At 61.4% G+C, this 16909-nt stretch carries 17 protein-coding genes and 1 tRNA gene; 9 read left to right on the top strand and 9 right to left on the bottom strand.

From position 1 onward, the window contains the following. Positions 1-382: 382 nt before the first annotated feature. The gene (locus B5V00_RS04640) at positions 383-1816 is read right to left on the bottom strand and encodes an alpha,alpha-trehalose-phosphate synthase (UDP-forming) (RefSeq protein ID WP_085009597.1); all 1434 of its coding nucleotides are present in this window, start codon (positions 1814-1816) and stop codon (positions 383-385) included. A gap of 1 nt (position 1817) precedes the next feature. Further along, positions 1818-2612 carry a trehalose-phosphatase gene (otsB, locus tag B5V00_RS04635; protein ID WP_085009596.1) on the bottom strand — a complete coding sequence of 265 codons (795 nt, stop codon included), beginning with the start codon at positions 2610-2612 and terminating at the stop codon, positions 1818-1820. A 325-nt stretch (positions 2613-2937) separates the two neighbouring features. Here otsB and B5V00_RS04630 point away from each other — a divergent pair. Both B5V00_RS04630 and B5V00_RS17130 read left to right on the top strand, forming a co-directional pair. After that, positions 2938-3013 (top strand) — tRNA-Phe (locus B5V00_RS04630). A 192-nt stretch (positions 3014-3205) separates the two neighbouring features. Continuing rightward, on the top strand, positions 3206-3355 hold the full coding sequence (locus B5V00_RS17130; RefSeq protein WP_172399623.1) for a hypothetical protein: 150 nt from the start codon (positions 3206-3208) through the stop codon (positions 3353-3355). Positions 3356-3466: 111 nt separating this feature from the next. On the opposite strand, the gene B5V00_RS04625 is transcribed toward B5V00_RS17130, so the two are convergent. The 3 genes from B5V00_RS04625 to B5V00_RS04615 form a co-directional block, all read right to left on the bottom strand. After that, entirely contained in the window at positions 3467-4261 is a 795-nt protein-coding gene (locus B5V00_RS04625) for an ABC transporter ATP-binding protein (protein ID WP_085009595.1), read from the bottom strand. Next, complete coding sequence (locus B5V00_RS04620; protein ID WP_085009594.1) at positions 4258-5145, bottom strand: ABC transporter permease; 888 nt, start codon at positions 5143-5145, stop codon at positions 4258-4260. The genes B5V00_RS04625 and B5V00_RS04620 overlap by 4 nt, the downstream gene beginning before the upstream one ends. A gap of 235 nt (positions 5146-5380) precedes the next feature. Next, positions 5381-6316, bottom strand: coding sequence for an ABC transporter substrate-binding protein (locus B5V00_RS04615; RefSeq protein WP_085009593.1), 936 nt, complete (start codon positions 6314-6316; stop codon positions 5381-5383). A gap of 289 nt (positions 6317-6605) precedes the next feature. On the opposite strand from B5V00_RS04615, the gene B5V00_RS04610 reads away from it, so the two are divergent. The 7 genes from B5V00_RS04610 (at position 6606) to B5V00_RS04580 (ending at position 12844) form a co-directional block, all read left to right on the top strand. Further along, positions 6606-7703 carry an LbtU family siderophore porin gene (locus B5V00_RS04610; protein ID WP_085009592.1) on the top strand — a complete coding sequence of 366 codons (1098 nt, stop codon included), beginning with the start codon at positions 6606-6608 and terminating at the stop codon, positions 7701-7703. Between the two features lie 14 nt (positions 7704-7717). Further along, on the top strand, positions 7718-8506 hold the full coding sequence (locus B5V00_RS04605; RefSeq protein WP_085009591.1) for a DUF4198 domain-containing protein: 789 nt from the start codon (positions 7718-7720) through the stop codon (positions 8504-8506). 10 nt (positions 8507-8516) lie between these two features. Then, positions 8517-8849 (top strand): hypothetical protein, encoded by a 333-nt coding sequence (locus tag B5V00_RS04600; protein ID WP_085009590.1) that lies wholly within the window; start codon positions 8517-8519, stop codon positions 8847-8849. After that, entirely contained in the window at positions 8846-9127 is a 282-nt protein-coding gene (locus tag B5V00_RS04595; protein WP_085009589.1) for a hypothetical protein, read from the top strand. Before B5V00_RS04600 ends, B5V00_RS04595 begins: the two co-directional genes overlap by 4 nt. A gap of 144 nt (positions 9128-9271) precedes the next feature. After that, positions 9272-9895, top strand: a complete 624-nt coding sequence (gene cbiM, locus B5V00_RS04590) for a cobalt transporter CbiM (RefSeq protein ID WP_085009588.1) — start codon at positions 9272-9274, stop codon at positions 9893-9895. Next, positions 9892-10824 (top strand): cobalt ECF transporter T component CbiQ, encoded by a 933-nt coding sequence (gene cbiQ / locus B5V00_RS04585; RefSeq protein ID WP_085009587.1) that lies wholly within the window; start codon positions 9892-9894, stop codon positions 10822-10824. Before cbiM ends, cbiQ begins: the two co-directional genes overlap by 4 nt. Before the next feature lie 211 nt (positions 10825-11035). Then, positions 11036-12844 carry an ABC transporter ATP-binding protein gene (locus B5V00_RS04580; RefSeq protein WP_085009586.1) on the top strand — a complete coding sequence of 603 codons (1809 nt, stop codon included), beginning with the start codon at positions 11036-11038 and terminating at the stop codon, positions 12842-12844. A 21-nt stretch (positions 12845-12865) separates the two neighbouring features. On the opposite strand, the gene B5V00_RS04575 is transcribed toward B5V00_RS04580, so the two are convergent. The 4 genes from B5V00_RS04575 to B5V00_RS04560 all read right to left on the bottom strand — a co-directional run bounded on the left by B5V00_RS04575 (position 12866) and on the right by B5V00_RS04560 (position 16820). Beyond that, positions 12866-13933, bottom strand: coding sequence for a saccharopine dehydrogenase family protein (locus B5V00_RS04575; RefSeq protein WP_085009585.1), 1068 nt, complete (start codon positions 13931-13933; stop codon positions 12866-12868). A 43-nt stretch (positions 13934-13976) separates the two neighbouring features. Beyond that, positions 13977-15509, bottom strand: coding sequence for an L-piperidine-6-carboxylate dehydrogenase (gene amaB, locus B5V00_RS04570; RefSeq protein ID WP_085009584.1), 1533 nt, complete (start codon positions 15507-15509; stop codon positions 13977-13979). A gap of 225 nt (positions 15510-15734) precedes the next feature. Beyond that, a complete protein-coding gene (locus tag B5V00_RS04565) occupies positions 15735-16223 on the bottom strand; it encodes a PaaI family thioesterase (protein ID WP_085009583.1) in 489 nt (162 codons plus the stop codon). A 198-nt stretch (positions 16224-16421) separates the two neighbouring features. Next, on the bottom strand, positions 16422-16820 hold the full coding sequence (locus B5V00_RS04560) for a PaaI family thioesterase (RefSeq protein ID WP_085009582.1): 399 nt from the start codon (positions 16818-16820) through the stop codon (positions 16422-16424). Positions 16821-16909: the final 89 nt, after the last annotated feature.

Below are 16909 nucleotides of genomic sequence, written 5' to 3'. Positions count from 1 at the left end.
TGCCGGCACCCGGGGTCAACTTTCGTCCATCGATCCAAAACGAAAAAAACCACGGGAAGCCGGGGTCGGCCAGCCCATGGTTTGCGAATTGTAACAGAGCGCGGGGTCTAGAACATCGGCGTTACAATCGGTCCATGGCCGGGCGACCGCAGATAAAGCTGCCGCCGGAAAAAAAGCTCATAAACCAGAAGAAACGCTGATACATGTGACAGACTCCGTGTTGATGGAGCCTGTTTACTACCAGAATCGGCGCGGAATGGCAAGGATGAAACCTGAATCCGTGAAACCGTTGTCGATAGACAACGCAAGTCATTGATTCAGGTGAAAAGCCGGGCGAACCGGAAGCCGCGCCCCGCGAAACGGTCCTTGCCGCCCCCGTCCGTCAACCATGCATGTGGCCACGCAATGCCTTCAGGAACTGGCCGACCCAGCGATGCACGTCGTTGCGGCGCAGGTCGCCGCGCAGCCGCCGCATCCGCTGCTGGCGCTCTTCGAGCGGCATGTGAAAGGCATGGCAGATCGCCTCGGCGGTGCCGTCGACGTCGTAGGGGTTGACCAGCAGCGCGGCATTGCCCATCTGATCGGCGGCCCCGGCGAATTCACTGAGGATCAGCACTCCGTTGTTGTCAAGGGAACAGGCACAGTATTCCTTCGCCACCAGGTTCATGCCGTCCCGCAACGGGGTGATCAGGGCGATTTCACAGGTGCGATAATGGGCCAGCAGCTGCACCGGGTCGAGGGAGCGGTAATGGTAATGGATCGGCACCCAGCCGGCCTCGGAAAAACGACTGTTGATTCGCCCGGATTCGCGATCGAGAAGTTCCTTGAGATCACGATATTCCGGCACCAGCGTCCGGCTCGGAACCACCACCTGCAGCAACGAACAATGTCCCACCAGCGCCGGATCAAGTTCCAGCGCCCGCTCAAAAGCGAGAAACCGCTGCGGCAGCCCCTTGGTATAGTCGAGCCGGTCGATGCCGAGAATCAGCTGCCGCCCCGCCAGCTTTTCATGCAGGAACCAGGCGGCCTCGTCCACCTCGTGGGTGCGGGCCCGGTTTTCAAATTCACGGCTGTCAATACTGATCGGGAAATGACCCGCCTTGATCACCCGGTCACCGTAACGCAGCAACGAGTGGGATCGGCGGCGGCCGATTACCTCGACTTCCGGCAACAGCATGTTGGCACTGTTGACGAAGTTACGTCGGTCGCGCAGGGTCTGGAAACCGATCAGGTCGTAGGCCAGCAGGCCGCGCAGCAGTTCCTGCTTCCACGGCAGCCGGCGCAGCAGATCGGGTGACGGAAAGGGGATGTGCAGGAAATAGCCGAGCGCCTGCCGCACCCCGAGACGCCGCAGTTCCTCCCCGACCAGGGCCAGCTGGTAGTCCTGGACCCAGATCAGGTCATTCTCGTCGGCCCGCCCGGCAACGACTTCAGCAAAGCGCCGGTTGACCTGCTGGTAGGACCGCCAGTTTTCGGTCGAGAAGCGGCACTGGCCGAGCATATCGTGAAACAGCGGCCAGGGAGTTTCATTGGAAAAACCGAGGTAGAACCTGTCAACCTCCTGCTGGCTGAGAGGCACGGATGCCAGTTGATAGCCCTCGGCCTCGCCGAACTGGTCAAGCAGCGGTTCGACCGGCGCCTCGTCACCACAGCCCGGCCAGCCGACCCAGAGGCCCTTGTTGGCCTTGATGACCGGCGCCAGGGCGGTCACCAGACCACCTGCGCCGGCACTGACCTGCCAGCGATCCTCGTCCCGGCGAAGAACGATCGGCAGTCGATTGGAAACCACCAGCAGCCTCTGTCCCGATGTCATCATCTCACCCTCCATGGCGGCAGACCCTGAGCCAGGTCCGCAGAAATTCAAGCAACTGATCCGGCGGCCGCAGCCGGCACGACGCCCGACTGGCGCGCGGCTGTTCGCGCACCAGGATGCCGACATCCCCCTCGCCCAGGGCGGCAAAGGCATCCTCGTCGGTCAGGTCGTCGCCGAGATAGACCGCCAGGGTTCCCGGCGGTGATTCGGCACGCAATTCCCGCACCGCGTCCCCCTTGGTCCGGCCCGGACAGCGCAGCTCCAGGCCACCGTCAAAGGGGTGCAGCTGCAGGTCGTTGTCCGCCGCCAGAGATGCCCACTCGCGGCTGGCGACGTCCTCCAGCCGCGCTTTGCGCGCCTCATCGAGTCCCCGCCAGTGGATCGCCAGCGAGGCCGGCTTGCGCTCTAGGTGATCTTCGATCCCGGCCTTGACGGCCCGGCTCCAGGCCCGCTGCAGGCAACCTTCAACACTCACCGGCAGTTCAACCCGGCGGATGTCCCCGCCCGCCAGGCGCCGCTCCCAGCCGTGACAACCCCAGATCTCCGGCAGCGGCTCAAGCTGCAGCAGCGGCGGCATGTCGGCCACCGCCCGCCCGGTGACGATCACCAGCCGAGTCCGCTGCAGAACCAGCAGTTCGGACAGCAGTTCCCGAATCCCGGGATAGGGAAAAGCCCGATCCCGGTCGGGCACAAACGGCGCCAGGGTGCCGTCATAATCAAGCATCAGCAATCGTTGCGGAGCGTGTTCAACCCGCGGCCAGAAATCAGCGGGCAACCCGTCGGTCGGTATCTCGGACAAGGCTCTCTCTCCATGCCGGCTCCACCCCCACGGTGGATTCAGGGATTACCTGAATCAAATGAATTCCTGTTGGATGGAGAGTGCAAGTGCTTGGTCTGAATGGGATTTCCAGAAATCTGAAGCGCCCCCACAGGTTCGCCGGTGATTTTTGGGAAGCTCAGGCAGGCCGATGACTTGTGCTGTCCGCCGACAAGGGACTCACTGATTCAGGGATAAGTTATACCATACCTGGCGCCATCGACCGACCCCGTTCCCGCAACAGCCGATCGCGTCCTCTTTTTACTTGACACTCCCGGCACCTTTGGCTATAAACAGACCTCGTTTCGCCCAGGTAGCTCAGTCGGTAGAGCAGAGGACTGAAAATCCTCGTGTCGGCAGTTCGATTCTGTCCCTGGGCACCACGCAAATGTAGAAGCCCCCGCGATACCGACCGCGGGGGCTTTTTTGTTGCCCTGCCAGGAATTTTTCGAATTCTCCCTTGCGTGAGTCCAAATTATTTTCAGTGATATCACGAAATTGACGATAAAAGCCGTTATAATGGAAACACACAACCCTTTCAGGGTCTTCCGGAAACCCGAGCACGAGGAGAAACAATGATGAAAAAATTTGCTGCCTTGATTTTGACAGTTATGTTGGCCCTCTCCCTGGCTGCCTGCGCAACAACAAAGGGTGGCGAAAACATGAAAGTCAAGTGTCCCGCCTGTGGATATCAATTTGAAGTCCCGGCCGACGGCGGCAGATGACCCACAACCTCCGGGGGTAACGTTTCGGGCTGAAGTGCCGATCCACAACCCACGGACAGACACAGCCCTCGTGGTTTACGGCGGCCGGAAAACTTCTTTCCGGCCGCCGACTCATACCAGCAGCATCCGGTCTGAATCGAAAGTCTCCCCGCGAACGGCGTAAAATCTCTGCAGCAACCCCTCCACCGTCATCCGGCCCTTCTCCTCCCCCGAAATATCAAGAATAACCCGCCCGCCATGGAGCATGATCAGCCGGTTGCCGAGCTGCAGCGCCTGGCGCATGTTGTGCGTGACCATCAACGCCGTCAGGTGCAGTTCAGCAACCATTTTTTCGGTCAACTCCAGAACCTGCAACGCGGTCTTCGGATCGAGGGCGGCGGTATGCTCATCGAGCAGCAGGATCTGCGGCCGCACCAGGGTGGCCATCAGCAGGGTCAGGGCCTGTCGCTGGCCACCGGAAAGCAGTCCGACCTGGTCCTTGAGCCGCTCTTCAAGACCAAGACCGAGTTGAGCCAACTGGCGGCGAAAAACGTCACGGTCACGACGCCTCACTCCCAGGCCGAGACCATGCGGTCGTCCCCTCCGGGCGGCCAGGGCCAGATTCTGCTCGATGGAGAGACTGCCGCAGGTCCCTTTCAGCGGGTCCTGAAAAACCCGGCTGATCAACCGGGCCCGGCGATGTTCCGGCCAGGAGGTGACATCACAGTCATCAATAACGATCCTCCCGCCGTCAATCGGATAACTGCCGGCCAGACAGTTGAGCAGGGTGCTCTTGCCGGCGCCGTTGGAGCCGACCACGGTGATGAAATCACCGCGCCGCACCTGCAGATCGATGCCGCCGAGGGCCAGCACCTCGTTGACGCTGCCGCGGTGAAAATATTTGCACAATCCGCTGATGCCGATCATCTTTTCAACACCTTGCGCCGCACCTGCGGCAGAACCAGGGCACCGACCACCAGCAACGCGGTCAGCAGGTTGAGGTCGCTCGGGGTGAAGGAAAAAGATCCCAGCTTCAGGCTCAGGGCCAGGGCGATGGCGAGCCGGTAGACCGCCGAACCGAGCAGCGCCGCCAGCAACGCCCGACCGACACTGCGGCAGCCGAACAGGGTTTCACCGACGATCACCGAGGCGAGACCGGCAACGATGGTACCGATTCCCATGTTGACATCCGCCGCGCCCTGGCTCTGGCAGAGCAGTGCGCCGCTGAGCGCGGCCAGTCCGTTGGACAAACCGACGGTGAGGATGATGACCCGGTCGGTATTGACTCCCTGGCTGGTGATCATCTGCCGGTTGGCCCCGGTCGCCTGAATGGCCAGACCATAAGCGGTGTGCAGCAGCCAGAGCAGGCCAAGCAGGCCGAGGCAGGAAAGAACGCCGAACAGCAGCGGCGCGGCGACGAAGGGACCGAGGCCGGCATTCAGCAACGGATCAAGAACCGTCGGCTTGCCGAGCAGGGTGACATTCGGCGCCCCCATCACCCGCAGGTTGATCGAATAAAGGGCAATCATGGTGAGAATCGAGGCCAGCAGGTGCAGGATGCCGAACTTGGTATTGAGAATGCCGGTCACCATGCCGGCCAGGAATCCGGCACCGAGGGCCAGCAGCAGTGACACCCAGGGGTCAACGCCGGAGCTGATCGCCACCGCCGAGACCGCCGCTCCCAACGGCAGACTGCCGTCGACGGTGAGGTCGGGAAAATCCAGCACCCGAAAAGTCAGATAGACCCCGAGAACCAGGAAGCCGTAAGCGAACCCCTGTTCGAGGGCGCCCATGAAAGCGTAGAAAGTCATTTAGAGGCAGAATCCAGGAGCCAGAAAGCAAAAAAAATTTCGCCGCCCGCTCGCATTGCTCGCTTAAGACGCCAAGAACGCCAAGAAACCTGTTTTCAACAGCGAGGTGCAGAGAGAAGCGCCGGGTTGGGTTAAAAGCCAATAACCGATTTTAGTTTCTCTCCGCCTCTGCTTCTCCCCGTCTCTGAGCTGATGAGCCTTTGAATTTCTTGGCGCTCTTGGCGGCCAAAAGAATTTACTCGACGATTTTATCGGCGTTTTTCAGCTGCGCGTCGCTGATCTTCAGGCCCATTTTTTCCGCCGAGGCGGGATTGAGATGGATCTTGAACTCGCGCAGGGTCTCGACCGGCATGGTGGCGGGATCGGCACCCTTGAGAACCCGGCCGACCATCTCGCCGGTCTGACGGCCCATCTGGTAATAGTCGACGGCCAGTGCCGCGATGGCGCCTCGCTTCACCGAATCGGTGTCGGCAGCAAAAATAGGCAGCCGGTTCTGTTGTCCAACCTTGACGATGGCCTCGAAGGCCGAAACCACGGTGTTGTCGGTCGGAATGTAGACCGCGTCGGCACGACCGACCAGGCTCTTGGCCGCCTGGGTGACGCCGGCCGAATTGGAAACCGTCGCTTCCTCAACCTTCAGACCACGCTCAGCCGCTTCCTCCTTCAGCGCCTTGACGATGGTCACCGAGTTGGCTTCACCCGAGTTGTAGATCACGCCCAACGTTTTTACCCCCGGAAGAAAACTCTGAATCAGCTCAATCTGCCTGCCGACCGGGCTCATATCGGTGGTGCCGGTGATGTGCCCGCCCGGCTTCTCCAGCGACGTCACCAGCCCGGCGCCCACCGGGTCGGTCACCGCGGCGAAAACAATGGGGATGGTGCGGATCACCTGGGCGCAGGCCTGGGCGGTGGGAGTGGCGATACCGACCACGACATCCGGCTGTTCGCCGAGCATCTGCCGGGCAATCAGGTTGGCCGTGGCGATGCTTCCCTGGGCGATATGGTCATGGTAGCTGACCTGGAACCCCTCCGCCTTCAATTCATCCTTGATCCCCTGGCGCAGGGCATCAAGAGCCGGGTGCTCAACAATCTGGTTGAACGAAACGGTATAGCTGCGGGCGGCAGCCGGCACCGACAACAGCAGAAAGACAACAACAAGCAGGCGCTTCATAGTTTTACTCCTTCCTGAAGCAGTGGGTTCCTTGTCGGCCCTCCAACAGGAACTCACTGATTCAGGTCCTTGAAAAGTTCATGGTCAGAAAAAACCAGTCCAATCTATGCGAACCGGCGGGGAGGGTCAAGCCGGGAACCCGGTAACACGTTATTTTTATTCGTGCTATTTTTTCACTTGACAGAACAATTGGAATCTCCTAAAGTGCTACGAAATTTTCATTCGTGCTATTCACCGGATATTGAAGATCCCCACGCAACCCTCACCCTGTCGACTTCGGGACATTTTCATGCTGCGCACCCTGACACTGATTGTCGTCATTCTGCTTGGGACAGCCCTTCCGGCCCTGGCCGCCCATCCGGACACGAAGAGCGACATTGAAAACCTCAAGCAACGCATCCGCACCCTGGAAACGCAACTGGGGCAGAAGCCGGCAACGGAAGGCCCCTTCTCCCTGCGGTCCCTCAACAGGTACCTGACCTTCAGCGGCCTGCTGGAACTCGAAGCGAGCTACAACAAGGTCGAAGGGGGCGATGAAAGCAGCGACCTGAACCTGGCCACCGCCCAGCTTTCCACCGAGGCCGCCATCAACGATCGGGTCAACGGCCATCTTATCCTGCTGTACGAGGAGGACGGGTCCGGCAACGAGAGCATCAAGGCCGACGAGGCGGTCATCAGCCTGAGCTGCCCGCAATCCCTGTTCGGCCAGACTCCCGCCTTTCACGGCGGTAAAATGTACATCCCCTTCGGCAAGTTCAACAGCTCCATGGTCAGCGATCCCCTGCCCCTCGATCTCGGGGAAACCAACAACACCGCAGCCATGTTCGCCCTGGAAGGATCGTTGTGGAATCTGAGCCTCGGCGTCTTCAACGGGGAAACGGACAGTCGCGACGACAACAACCGGATCGACAGCCTGGTCGCCGCGCTCGAAATCAGCCCGCTCGAGAACCTGAGGTTCGGATTCTCCTGGCTCAGCGACCTGGCAGAGAGTGACGCCGGGCTGGTGGCGGACACCAATCTTTACAGTTCGAGTGTTGCCGCGGCCTCGGCCTTTCTCTCCCTGGCCTTTGACCATGTTGCCTTTGAAGCGGAAATCCTCGGCGCCCTGGACGATTTCGACCGACCGCTGGTCGGGCTGACCGACCTGAGCGGGGAGCGGCCGCTGGCCTGGGATATCGAGGCAACCTGGATGCCGACCGACCGGACGCAACTCGTGGCGCGGGCCGAGGGAGCCGATGATTTCCAGGACGACCCGCTCCGTTTCGGCGTCACCGGCTCCTACGGCATCTTTGCCAACACCGTGGTGGCCATGGAATATCTCTACACCGACCCGGAGACCGCCCCGAGGAACCACTCTGTGACCGGTCAACTCGCTTTCGAATTCTAAACCTGGAGGGCCCGATGCGAAAATCACTTATCCTGTTCACTGTCCTGCTGCTTGCCGCCACCCCCTGCTACGCGCATTTCGGCACCCTGATCCCGTCCGACGACATCATCACCCAGACCGACAACAAGACCCTCGGTCTGCAGGTGAAATTCATCCACCCGATGGAAGGCCATTATATGGAAATGGCCAGACCGAAGCAGTTCGGGGTGCTGCACAACGGCAGAAAAACCGACCTGCTCGACTCCCTGCGGGCGGTCAAGGGACAGGGCCCCGGTCAAAGTGGACAATTCACCTTCTGGCGCAGCGACTACAAGATCCGCCGCCCCGGAGACTACACCTTCTTCGTCGAGCCGACGCCCTACTGGGAACCGGCCGAGGACAAGTTCATCGTCCATTACACCAAGGTCTGCGTCGGTGCCCTCGGGCTGGAATCAGGGTGGGATCAGCCGGTCGGCCTGGAGACCGAAATCATTCCCCTGAGCCGCCCCTACGGGCTCTGGAGCGGCAACCTCTTCTCCGGACGGGTGCTGCTCAAGGGGAAGCCGGTCCCCTACGCCGAAATCGAGGTTGAATATCTCAATGAAGCCGCCGAAGGGGGTAAAATCCACCCGCCGTCCGACCCCTTTGTCACCCAGGTGATCAAAGCCGATGGCAACGGCGTTTTCCACTATGCCATGCCGAAGGCCGGCTGGTGGGGGTTCGCCGCGCTGTCCGATGCGGACTGGAAATTGCAACATGACGGTGTCGACAAGGATGTCGAAATCGGTGCCGTCTACTGGATCCACACCACGGAACTGCAATAGGAGAAAATTCATGCGTATAGGAAGTCTGTTGATTTTCACCCTGTTTCTGGGTCTCATGACGGCCGGTCCGGCCCTGGCCCACAAGGTCAATCTGTTTGCCTATGTCGAGGGCGGAAAGATCTACACCGAGAGCTATTTTCCCGACGGCAAAAAGGTCAAACAGGGAACGGTCGAAATCCGCGACAGCCATGGCAGGCGGCTGGTCACCGGGACCACCGACGACGAGGGCCTCTACAACTGCCCGATCCCCAAGGTCGATGACCTGACCATCGTCATCAAGGCCAGCATGGGGCATAAAAACAGCTACCTGCTGAAAAAGGCCGAAGTCGAGGACGGGCAATGACCGGAATCCGCCGCGCAACCCTTCTCTGGCTGCTCTTTTTCTGCCTCGTCCCCCCGATAACGGCCCTGGCCGTGGACGACTGCGCAACCCGGGTCGAACAGCTTGAACAGAAAAACGCCCGTCTGCACAAGCAATTGCGGCAGGTCAAAAGGGAGCTGGCGAAAGAGCAGACCGAGGAGCAGGAAGCCGGCTGGCCCCAGGTCCTCGGCGGCATCGGCATCATCTTCGGCCTCAGCGGTGTGGCGATGATGGTGAGCGCGAAGAGAAAGAGCCCATAAGTCAGGCTGCAAAGACGAAAAAAACACTTTCAACGCAGAGTTGCAGAGAAGCTGAAGCGGAGAGAAACCAAGGGATGAAATAAGTTTTTGACCTTTGGCCTTTAACCTTTGACCTTTAACCTTTAACCTTTGGCCTGACTTGCCATGCATATCTCCGACGGGGTTCTCCCCACCACAGTCGCCCTCGGCAGTTACGCGGCCAGCGCCGTCATCGCCGCCTGGAGCCTGAGACGCACCCGCCCTGAGGCCTTGCCCAAGGTGGCGGTGGTCACAGCGACTTTTTTCGTCGCCTCGCTGATCCACATCCCCTTCGGCCCGACCAGCGTCCACCTGCTGCTGCCCGGACTGGTCGGGGCGCTGCTCGGCGCCAGCGGTTTTCTCGCCATCCTGGTCGGGCTGCTGCTGCAGAGCCTGCTGTTTCAGTTCGGGGGTCTCACGGCGCTCGGCGCCAACGCCCTGATGATGGGACTGCCGGCACTGGCGTGCGGTTTCTGCTTCCATCGCTTCAAGGGAAAGACGGTGAAACGGCAGATGCTGGTCGGCGGTCTCTGCGGTGGTCTCGGCACCATGCTGGCCGCGGTGCTGCTGGCCTGTCTGCTGGCCACCGGAGGTGAAGATTTCTTCGGCGTCGCCAAGCTCGCCCTGGCCGCCCATGTACCGGTGATCATCATCGAGGCGATCGTCACCGCCCTGACCGTCTCTTTTCTCTCCCGCGTCAAACCGGAACTGCTGCAGGCTCCATTTCAAGCCGGTCGGGAGAGCCGATGACTCCGCAACCGATCATCCTGCCCGGCTGGAGCCTGGCCGGCGGCCTGCTGCTGTTGCTGCTGATGGGCGGCGCCAGCAGCTGGGGCATTCGACGCCTGGTCCGCGGCGCCCGGCAACGACGGAAAGGAGAGCCGGACTGGTCCCTGCCGCAGCTTGACGACGCCACCGCCGGCGACTCGCCGATCCATCGCTGGGAGGTGCGCTGCAAACTGGTCGGAATGCTCGGCTTCGCCTTCCTGGTTGTCTCTCTGCAGGATCTGCGAACGGCGGCAGCCGCCGGCGCCATCGCCCTGTCACTGCTGTTCGTCACCCGCCTGCCCTTCGACCGTTCCCTGGCGCGGCTGCTGGCAATGAGCGGCTTTCTCGGCATGTTTCTGCTGGTGATGCCCTTTTCCGCCCCCGCTCACCCCGGCGATATCCTGCTGCAGTTCGGCAACCTGGAACCTCTGCCCTGGAACCTGCGCGGTCTGCACAAGGCGGCGACCATCTGCCTCAAAGCCTGCGCCGTGGCCCTGCTGATGGAACCACTGCTGGCCACCGCGCCGCTCACCCGCACCCTGCAGGGCCTGCGTCGTCTCGGCGTCCCGGCCACCATCGGTCAGATGCTGCTGCTGGCGCATCGCTACAGCTACGTCTTCAAGCACGAAGCCTGGCGGATGGCAACCGGCATGCGGCTGCGCGGCTTTCAGCCCGGCAGCAACCGCCGCGCCCTCGGCGCCTACGGCAATTTCCTGGGGATGCTGTTCGTGCGCAGCTTCGAACGCACCGAGCGCGTTTACGACGCCATGCAGGCCCGTGGCTACCGCGACCGCTTCCCCGAACCGGAACCGCAACCGGCAACGACAAAGGATCTGCTGCTGGCCGGATTCTTCCTGCTGCTCGGCGTCGCTCTGCTGCTGGCCGACCGATGCTATTTTTCAACCTTTTAACGGAGAGACGGAGAGGTGCAGAGCGGGAGAGGCCACAGAGAAAACCAAAACCAGTTTTTGGTTTTAAACCCAAAAGGTTTTCTCTCTGCTTCTCCCCGTCTCTCCGTTAAAACAGGTTTTCCTGGCGCCTCAAGCGAGTAAAACGAGCGAGTGGGCCCCAGCTTTTTTGCCTTTAACCCTTGGCCTTTAGCCGCCTTTGAATTGACCCTTTATGCATGATCTCAACCGCCCCGCCCCCCTGCCGAACCCGAGCGACGCGCTGTTCGCCCTGCGCGGGCTGAGCTACGCCTATCCGGGCGATATCCAGGCCCTGCGTGACATCAACCTCGCCATCGCCCCCGGTGACCGGCTCGGGCTGGTCGGCCACAACGGCTCGGGCAAGACCACTCTGGTCAAGCAGCTCTGCGGGCTGCTGCAGCCGCAACGGGGCGAGGTCTTCTACAAGGGCGAAAAACTGCGGGGGGATCACCTGCAGCGCGCCCGGCTGGAGATCGGCCTGCTGTTCCAGGATCCCGACGACCAGCTCTTCTGCCACAGCCTGATCGAGGATGTCGCCTTCGGCCCGCGCAACCAGGGGCTGCCGGCGGCCACCGCCGAGGTTGCCGCGCGCCGCGCCCTGGAACAGGTCGAGCTGCTCGATCACGCCTACAAAGCTCCCCACGCCCTGAGCTACGGGCAGAAAAAGCGTGCCGCGCTGGCCGGACTGCTGGCGATGCGCCCCGAGGTGCTGATTCTCGATGAACCGACCGCCAATCTCGATCCCCGCCAGGAATGCCTGTTTCTCGACCTGCTGCGCGACTACTCCGGCACCCTGATCGTCATCAGCCACGACCTGCTGTTTCTCTATGAACTCTGCGACCGGGCGCTGGTACTCGATGCCGGCCGCAGCCATCATGACTACGGGATGCGTGACCTGGTCGCCCACCGGCCGTCACTGCGCGAACACGGGCTCGATTTTTCTTTCCGTTTCGCCGGCAATGAAGAAGACCCGTCTCCGCGGGACAACCCCGCTCCGGCCGCGATGCCGAAGAGTTCTGCGGCTCCAGCTTCGTCTACGCCGCTGATCGAGCTGGGCGGCTACCATTTCAGCTACCCGGACGGGACCGCCGCCCTCAAGGGCATCGACCTGCGGATTCACAGCGCTGAGCGGGTCGCCCTGGTCGGCGAGAACGGCGCCGGCAAAAGCACCCTGCTTGCCTGTCTGCTCGGCATCCACCGGGGAAAGGGGTTTTACCGCTACGACGGCAAGGAGATGGACAACCGGCGGCGGAAACAGCTCTGGAACCGGGTCGGCCTGGTTTTCCAGGACTGCGCCGATCAACTCTTCTGCCCGAGCGTTTTCGACGAGGTCGCCTTCGGGCCGCGACAGCGCGGTTATACGGAAATGGAGGTGGAACGACGGGTGACAAAGGCGCTGCGACAGGTCAGGCTGGAAGGCTTCGAACAGCGGGTGCCGCTCAAGCTTTCAGGCGGTGAACGCAAGCGCCTGGCGCTGGCCGGCGTTCTGGCGCTCGATCCCGAGGTGCTGATCCTCGATGAACCGACCGCCGGGCTTGATCCCCAGGGGGAAGAACTGCTGCTGCAGATCCTGCGGGAAGTCAAGGCGACCCTGCTGCTGGTCAGCCACGACATGTTCTTCGTCCGCAGGCTGACCGAACGCACCCTGGTGATGCACCGCGGCAGCATTCTGCGCGACTATCCGACCGCCAGTTTCCTCGACGACAGCGAACTGGCCTCCCTCAACGGCCTCGACTACACCTACCGCGACCGCTGCGCCATCGAGATCCGCAAAATCCAGCACGAGCATGAACACGAACACCGCCACAAGCACCTGCACGATCATCAGCACCGCCACGGCGACCTGCTCCACAGCCACCCCCACGAACATGAGCACGAGCACCGGCACCGCTTCCGCCACAGTCACGACGAGGAAGGCGGGCACAGCCACCCGCCGCAGCGGGAATTCCACGACCATCCGCACCCCGGCCACGAGGATGAACCGCATGACCACGAACATTGACGGCCTTGCCGCCACGCGGGATTACGGCCGATAGTAAGCGCCGGTCGGGGTCCCGAAAAAGGCTGCCAGGGGAATCTCCTCCTGCCTGATGCGCCCCTGCGCCGGGAGTTCGCCACGGGCCACAAGTTCGAGAACCGCGCAGGCGGCCGCGGCGGTCGTCCAGGAGATGGCGCGCCAGGACTGACCGGCGATCTGCCGGGGATAATAGGAACGCACAAATTCTTCGCGCCGCAGGTGGCCGTCCTGCATTCCCTCCACCGCGGCGTGGATATAAACAACGTCTTCATTGACCGGCGGCTTGGCGTCAACCAGAATCTCCCCGGCCCGTTTACGATCTTTCTTCATCTGCAGTTCTTCGAAAAAAAACCGCATCAAGCGGCAGTGCCCCGGATAACGGATGGTCTTGTAGTTCAACGTCTCGACCTTGCCGTTGAACGTTTCACACATCGAGCCGAGGCCGCCGGAGGTGGTGAAAGCCTCCAGCTGCAACCCGTCGATGTGAATGGTTTCCAGCCCTTCCATCGGCGGCACCCGGGTTGCCTTGCCGTCGGCAATCACATCGCAGGGATTGAGGTATTCGTTGACCACCCCTGCCGGAGACCAGTTGAAGGCATAGCCGAGCAACCCCCGCGGATGCTGCGGCAGGGCGCCGACCCGCAATTCGATGCTGCGCAGCCGGTCAAAGCGGGCCGCCAGGTCGGCCCCGACAATCGAGATAAACCCGGGCGCCAGCCCGCATTGCGGCGCCATCACCCCCCTGGCGGTCGGGGCCAGATCCTGAACCGCGCGGGTGGTCGCAACATCCTCGGTCAGATCGAAATAATGGCAACCCTGTTGATGGGCGGCCCGCGCCACCGGCAGGTTCAGATCAAAGGGCAGGCAGCTGACCACCGCGTCGTGATCTTTCAGGGCGGCAACCAGCACACCGTCCTTCGCGATCACCCCCTTCAGCAGGGCAAAGGGTGCCTCCGGCGGAGGCTGCCGATCCAGCCCGCTCACCCGGTAGCCCTCTTCCTGCAACAGGGTCGCGACCAGCTGTCCCACCTTGCCCAGGCCGACGACCAGGACCGATCGAATTCTTTTTTTCATCCCATGCTCCTTGCGGACGGAATCTCCGGACACCGTTGCCGGATCAGATATCGAACCTGATGCCCTGTGCCAGCGGCAGGCTCCTGCCGTAGTTGATGGTATTGGTCTGCCGGCGCATGTAGGCCTTCCAGGCATCGGAGCCCGACTCGCGGCCGCCGCCGGTCTCCTTTTCCCCTCCGAAGGCACCGCCGATCTCGGCCCCGGAGGTGCCGATATTGACGTTGGCGATGCCGCAGTCGGAACCGACCGCCGAGAGGAAAATCTCGGCCTCGCGCAGATTCTCGGTGAAGATCGCCGAGGACAGGCCCTGCACCACGTCATTGTGCAGGCTGATCGCTTCATCGACCTCGCCGCGATACCTGATCAGGTAGAGAATCGGGGCGAAGGTCTCTTCCTGGACGATCGCGTAATGGTTTTCGGCCTCGACCACCGCCGGCCTGACGTAACAGCCCGATGCGTACCCTTTGCCCGTGAGGACTTCGCCGCCGCAGATGACCCTGCCGCCTTCCTGCCGCACCCGCCGCAGCGCCTGCTGAAATGCCTCGACCGCGCCGGTGTCGATCAACGGCCCGACATGATTGCGTTCGTCGAGCGGGTTGCCGATCCTCAGACCACCGTAAGCCTTGACAAGCGCCTTCCTGACCCGGGCGTAGATCGCCTCGTGAATGATCAGCCGTCGGGTCGACGTGCAGCGCTGGCCGGCGGTGCCGACCGCGCCGAAGACAATGGCCGGCAGGGCCATCTTGAGATCTGCATCGGGGGTGAGGATAATGGCGTTGTTGCCGCCGAGTTCGAGAATAGTCCGGCCGAAACGTCCGGCGACCTGCCGGGCGCCGTGGCGGCCGACTTCGGTCGAGCCGGTGATCGAAATCAGCGGCAGCCGCCTGTCATTCAGCATCATTTCTCCGACCTGGGAACCGCGGCCGATGACGAGGCTGAACAGGCCTTCGGGCAGGCTGTTCCGCCTGATGGTCTCGGCAAGGATATTCTGAACCGCGATCGCGCACAATGGCACCCTGGTGGATGGCTTCCACAGGCTGGCGTCGCCGCAGACTGCCGCGAGCATCGCGTTCCAGGACCAGACTGCGACCGGAAAGTTGAAGGCGCTGATGATACCGACCACGCCGAGGGGATGGTACTGGTCGTACATGCGATGCTGTTCACGTTCGGAAACCATGGTCGAACCGTACAGCTGGCGCGACTGGCCGACGGCGAAATCGCAGATATCGATCATCTCCTGGACCTCGCCCCTGCCTTCCTGCAGCGACTTGCCCATCTCGTAGGAAACCAGGGAGCCGAGGGCCTCCTTGTATTTGCGCAGCTGCAGCCCGAACTGGCGGACCACCTCGCCGCGCTTCGGCGCCGGAACCTCGCGCCACTGCCCGAAGGCCTTTTCCGCGCGGGCGACAACCTTCTCGTAATCCTGTTTCGAGGCGAGGTAAACGCTGGCGATATGCCTGCCGTCAACGGGTGAGACAATGTTCAGTTCGCCCTGGTCGGTGGTCTCAGTCCACTCGATACCGGTCGCGGCTCCGAAGTTCTTTTTCCTGATGCCGAGTTCCTGCAAAAAATCCATAACCCTTCCCCTTTGGCCGGCAATCTGTCGAGGCATATCTATAACTATCAACGACAGGTAGGCTTTACGCAAACATTCCTGTTGAAATTCCGCCCCCGGCTGTCGCCGCGAGGCGTCTGTTTCAGGTCCGGGCCAGGGGGGGGAGGCGGCTAATGGCAGGGGCAGGAGGAAGTGGGGCGGGGTCGGGAAGTATCGGGGCAGGACGACGCTTTTTCCTTCTTCAGGTCAGACGTCAAGCACCCCGCCTAAACCTTCAAGAACCTCGGGGGGCATGATGTTCATTTTTTTCACCGCCTTGGCGGTGAACATGGCAAAGGTCCCGCGGCTTCGGGCACAGAGGACATCATCCTTGTAGATCCGACCCTCCATGACGACTTCCCGTTTTCCCGTCTGCTCAATGACACGCCCTTCAACCCGCAGGTCTTCACCGATATAAACCGGCTTGAGAAAATCCACCGTCATGGTTTTGGTCATGACAACGTGGCGGAGATTGTGAATGGCGCTCCAGCTCATGATCTCATCGAGGATGGTGGAAAGGACTCCGCCGTGGACGATTCCATTCCAGCCGCAGAGGTGCTCCGGAACGCTCAGCCAGGAACAGACAACGCTGTCACCTGCGTAAAAGCGCATCTTCAATCCATAGGGATTCTGCTGGCTGCAGCCGAAACAGTGCCCGTCACGACTGATGATTTCCTGCAAATTTTCTTTTTTCATCCTTCCCTCATGCCTCCTGCATAAATAAAACCGAAGCGGGTCTGCCTGGCAGATTGTTGAAAAAGTCACTTTCCCCAAGCTGTGCAAAAATGTCCAGATGCAAGGCGTCCGCAACCTCGCGGAACAAGGCGTACCGCAAGGTACGTCGTTGACGCTGGGTGAGGACAACACAGCAGATGGGCGTTTTTCATCAGCCTGCTACATGATCCGCTGCTGCTTGCGGTACACCATCCCCTGGAAAAGAGCCACGGTTTCGCCGGCATCGTCGGTGATGAGAACCGAATAGGAAGCCAGCTTTGGATTCAGCGCCTGCTCCCTGGCCTCGGCGTAGAGTGTTCCGCCCGTTGCCGCCCTGACAAAGGAGACGCTGGTGTTGATGCCCATGGCCAGATTGCCGTGGGAGTTGGACGCCACCGCGAAGGCGAAATCGGCCAGAGTGAAGATGGCCCCGCCATGGACCGTCCCGGCCCCGTTGAAATGATGCGGTCTGACTTCCATACGAGTTTTCGCGTAGCCCGGTTCAACCTCAAGCAGTTCGATACCGACATGCCTCGCGAACAGATCCTGCCGCGAAAAGAATTGTTTCACATCGTCCATGCTCAACCTCTTTATGCTTTCCTTTTCCCGGGGTGTTCGGCCACCCGCGGAGCGGTCGCAGATGAGTGTCCCTGAATATAGCATGGACC

The sequence above is a fragment of the Geothermobacter hydrogeniphilus genome, assembly GCF_002093115.1.
GTDB lineage: Bacteria > Desulfobacterota > Desulfuromonadia > Desulfuromonadales > Geothermobacteraceae > Geothermobacter_A > Geothermobacter_A hydrogeniphilus.
Note: the sequence above shows the minus strand (reverse complement) of the source record. Positions and strands in the feature narration are given on the sequence as shown.

Coding starts and splice junctions, on each gene's coding strand:
- B5V00_RS04640 (WP_085009597.1), bottom strand. CDS start 1,816: ATGATGACATCGGGACAGAGGCTGCTGGTGGTTTCCAATCGACTGCCG.
- B5V00_RS17130 (WP_172399623.1), top strand. CDS start 3,206: ATGATGAAAAAATTTGCTGCCTTGATTTTGACAGTTATGTTGGCCCTC.
- B5V00_RS04625 (WP_085009595.1), bottom strand. CDS start 4,261: ATGATCGGCATCAGCGGATTGTGCAAATATTTTCACCGCGGCAGCGTC.
- B5V00_RS04620 (WP_085009594.1), bottom strand. CDS start 5,145: ATGACTTTCTACGCTTTCATGGGCGCCCTCGAACAGGGGTTCGCTTAC.
- B5V00_RS04615 (WP_085009593.1), bottom strand. CDS start 6,316: ATGAAGCGCCTGCTTGTTGTTGTCTTTCTGCTGTTGTCGGTGCCGGCT.
- B5V00_RS04610 (WP_085009592.1), top strand. CDS start 6,606: ATGCTGCGCACCCTGACACTGATTGTCGTCATTCTGCTTGGGACAGCC.
- B5V00_RS04605 (WP_085009591.1), top strand. CDS start 7,718: ATGCGAAAATCACTTATCCTGTTCACTGTCCTGCTGCTTGCCGCCACC.
- B5V00_RS04600 (WP_085009590.1), top strand. CDS start 8,517: ATGCGTATAGGAAGTCTGTTGATTTTCACCCTGTTTCTGGGTCTCATG.
- B5V00_RS04595 (WP_085009589.1), top strand. CDS start 8,846: ATGACCGGAATCCGCCGCGCAACCCTTCTCTGGCTGCTCTTTTTCTGC.
- cbiM (WP_085009588.1), top strand. CDS start 9,272: ATGCATATCTCCGACGGGGTTCTCCCCACCACAGTCGCCCTCGGCAGT.
- cbiQ (WP_085009587.1), top strand. CDS start 9,892: ATGACTCCGCAACCGATCATCCTGCCCGGCTGGAGCCTGGCCGGCGGC.
- B5V00_RS04580 (WP_085009586.1), top strand. CDS start 11,036: ATGCATGATCTCAACCGCCCCGCCCCCCTGCCGAACCCGAGCGACGCG.
- B5V00_RS04575 (WP_085009585.1), bottom strand. CDS start 13,933: ATGAAAAAAAGAATTCGATCGGTCCTGGTCGTCGGCCTGGGCAAGGTG.
- amaB (WP_085009584.1), bottom strand. CDS start 15,509: ATGGATTTTTTGCAGGAACTCGGCATCAGGAAAAAGAACTTCGGAGCC.
- B5V00_RS04565 (WP_085009583.1), bottom strand. CDS start 16,223: ATGAAAAAAGAAAATTTGCAGGAAATCATCAGTCGTGACGGGCACTGT.
- B5V00_RS04560 (WP_085009582.1), bottom strand. CDS start 16,820: ATGGACGATGTGAAACAATTCTTTTCGCGGCAGGATCTGTTCGCGAGG.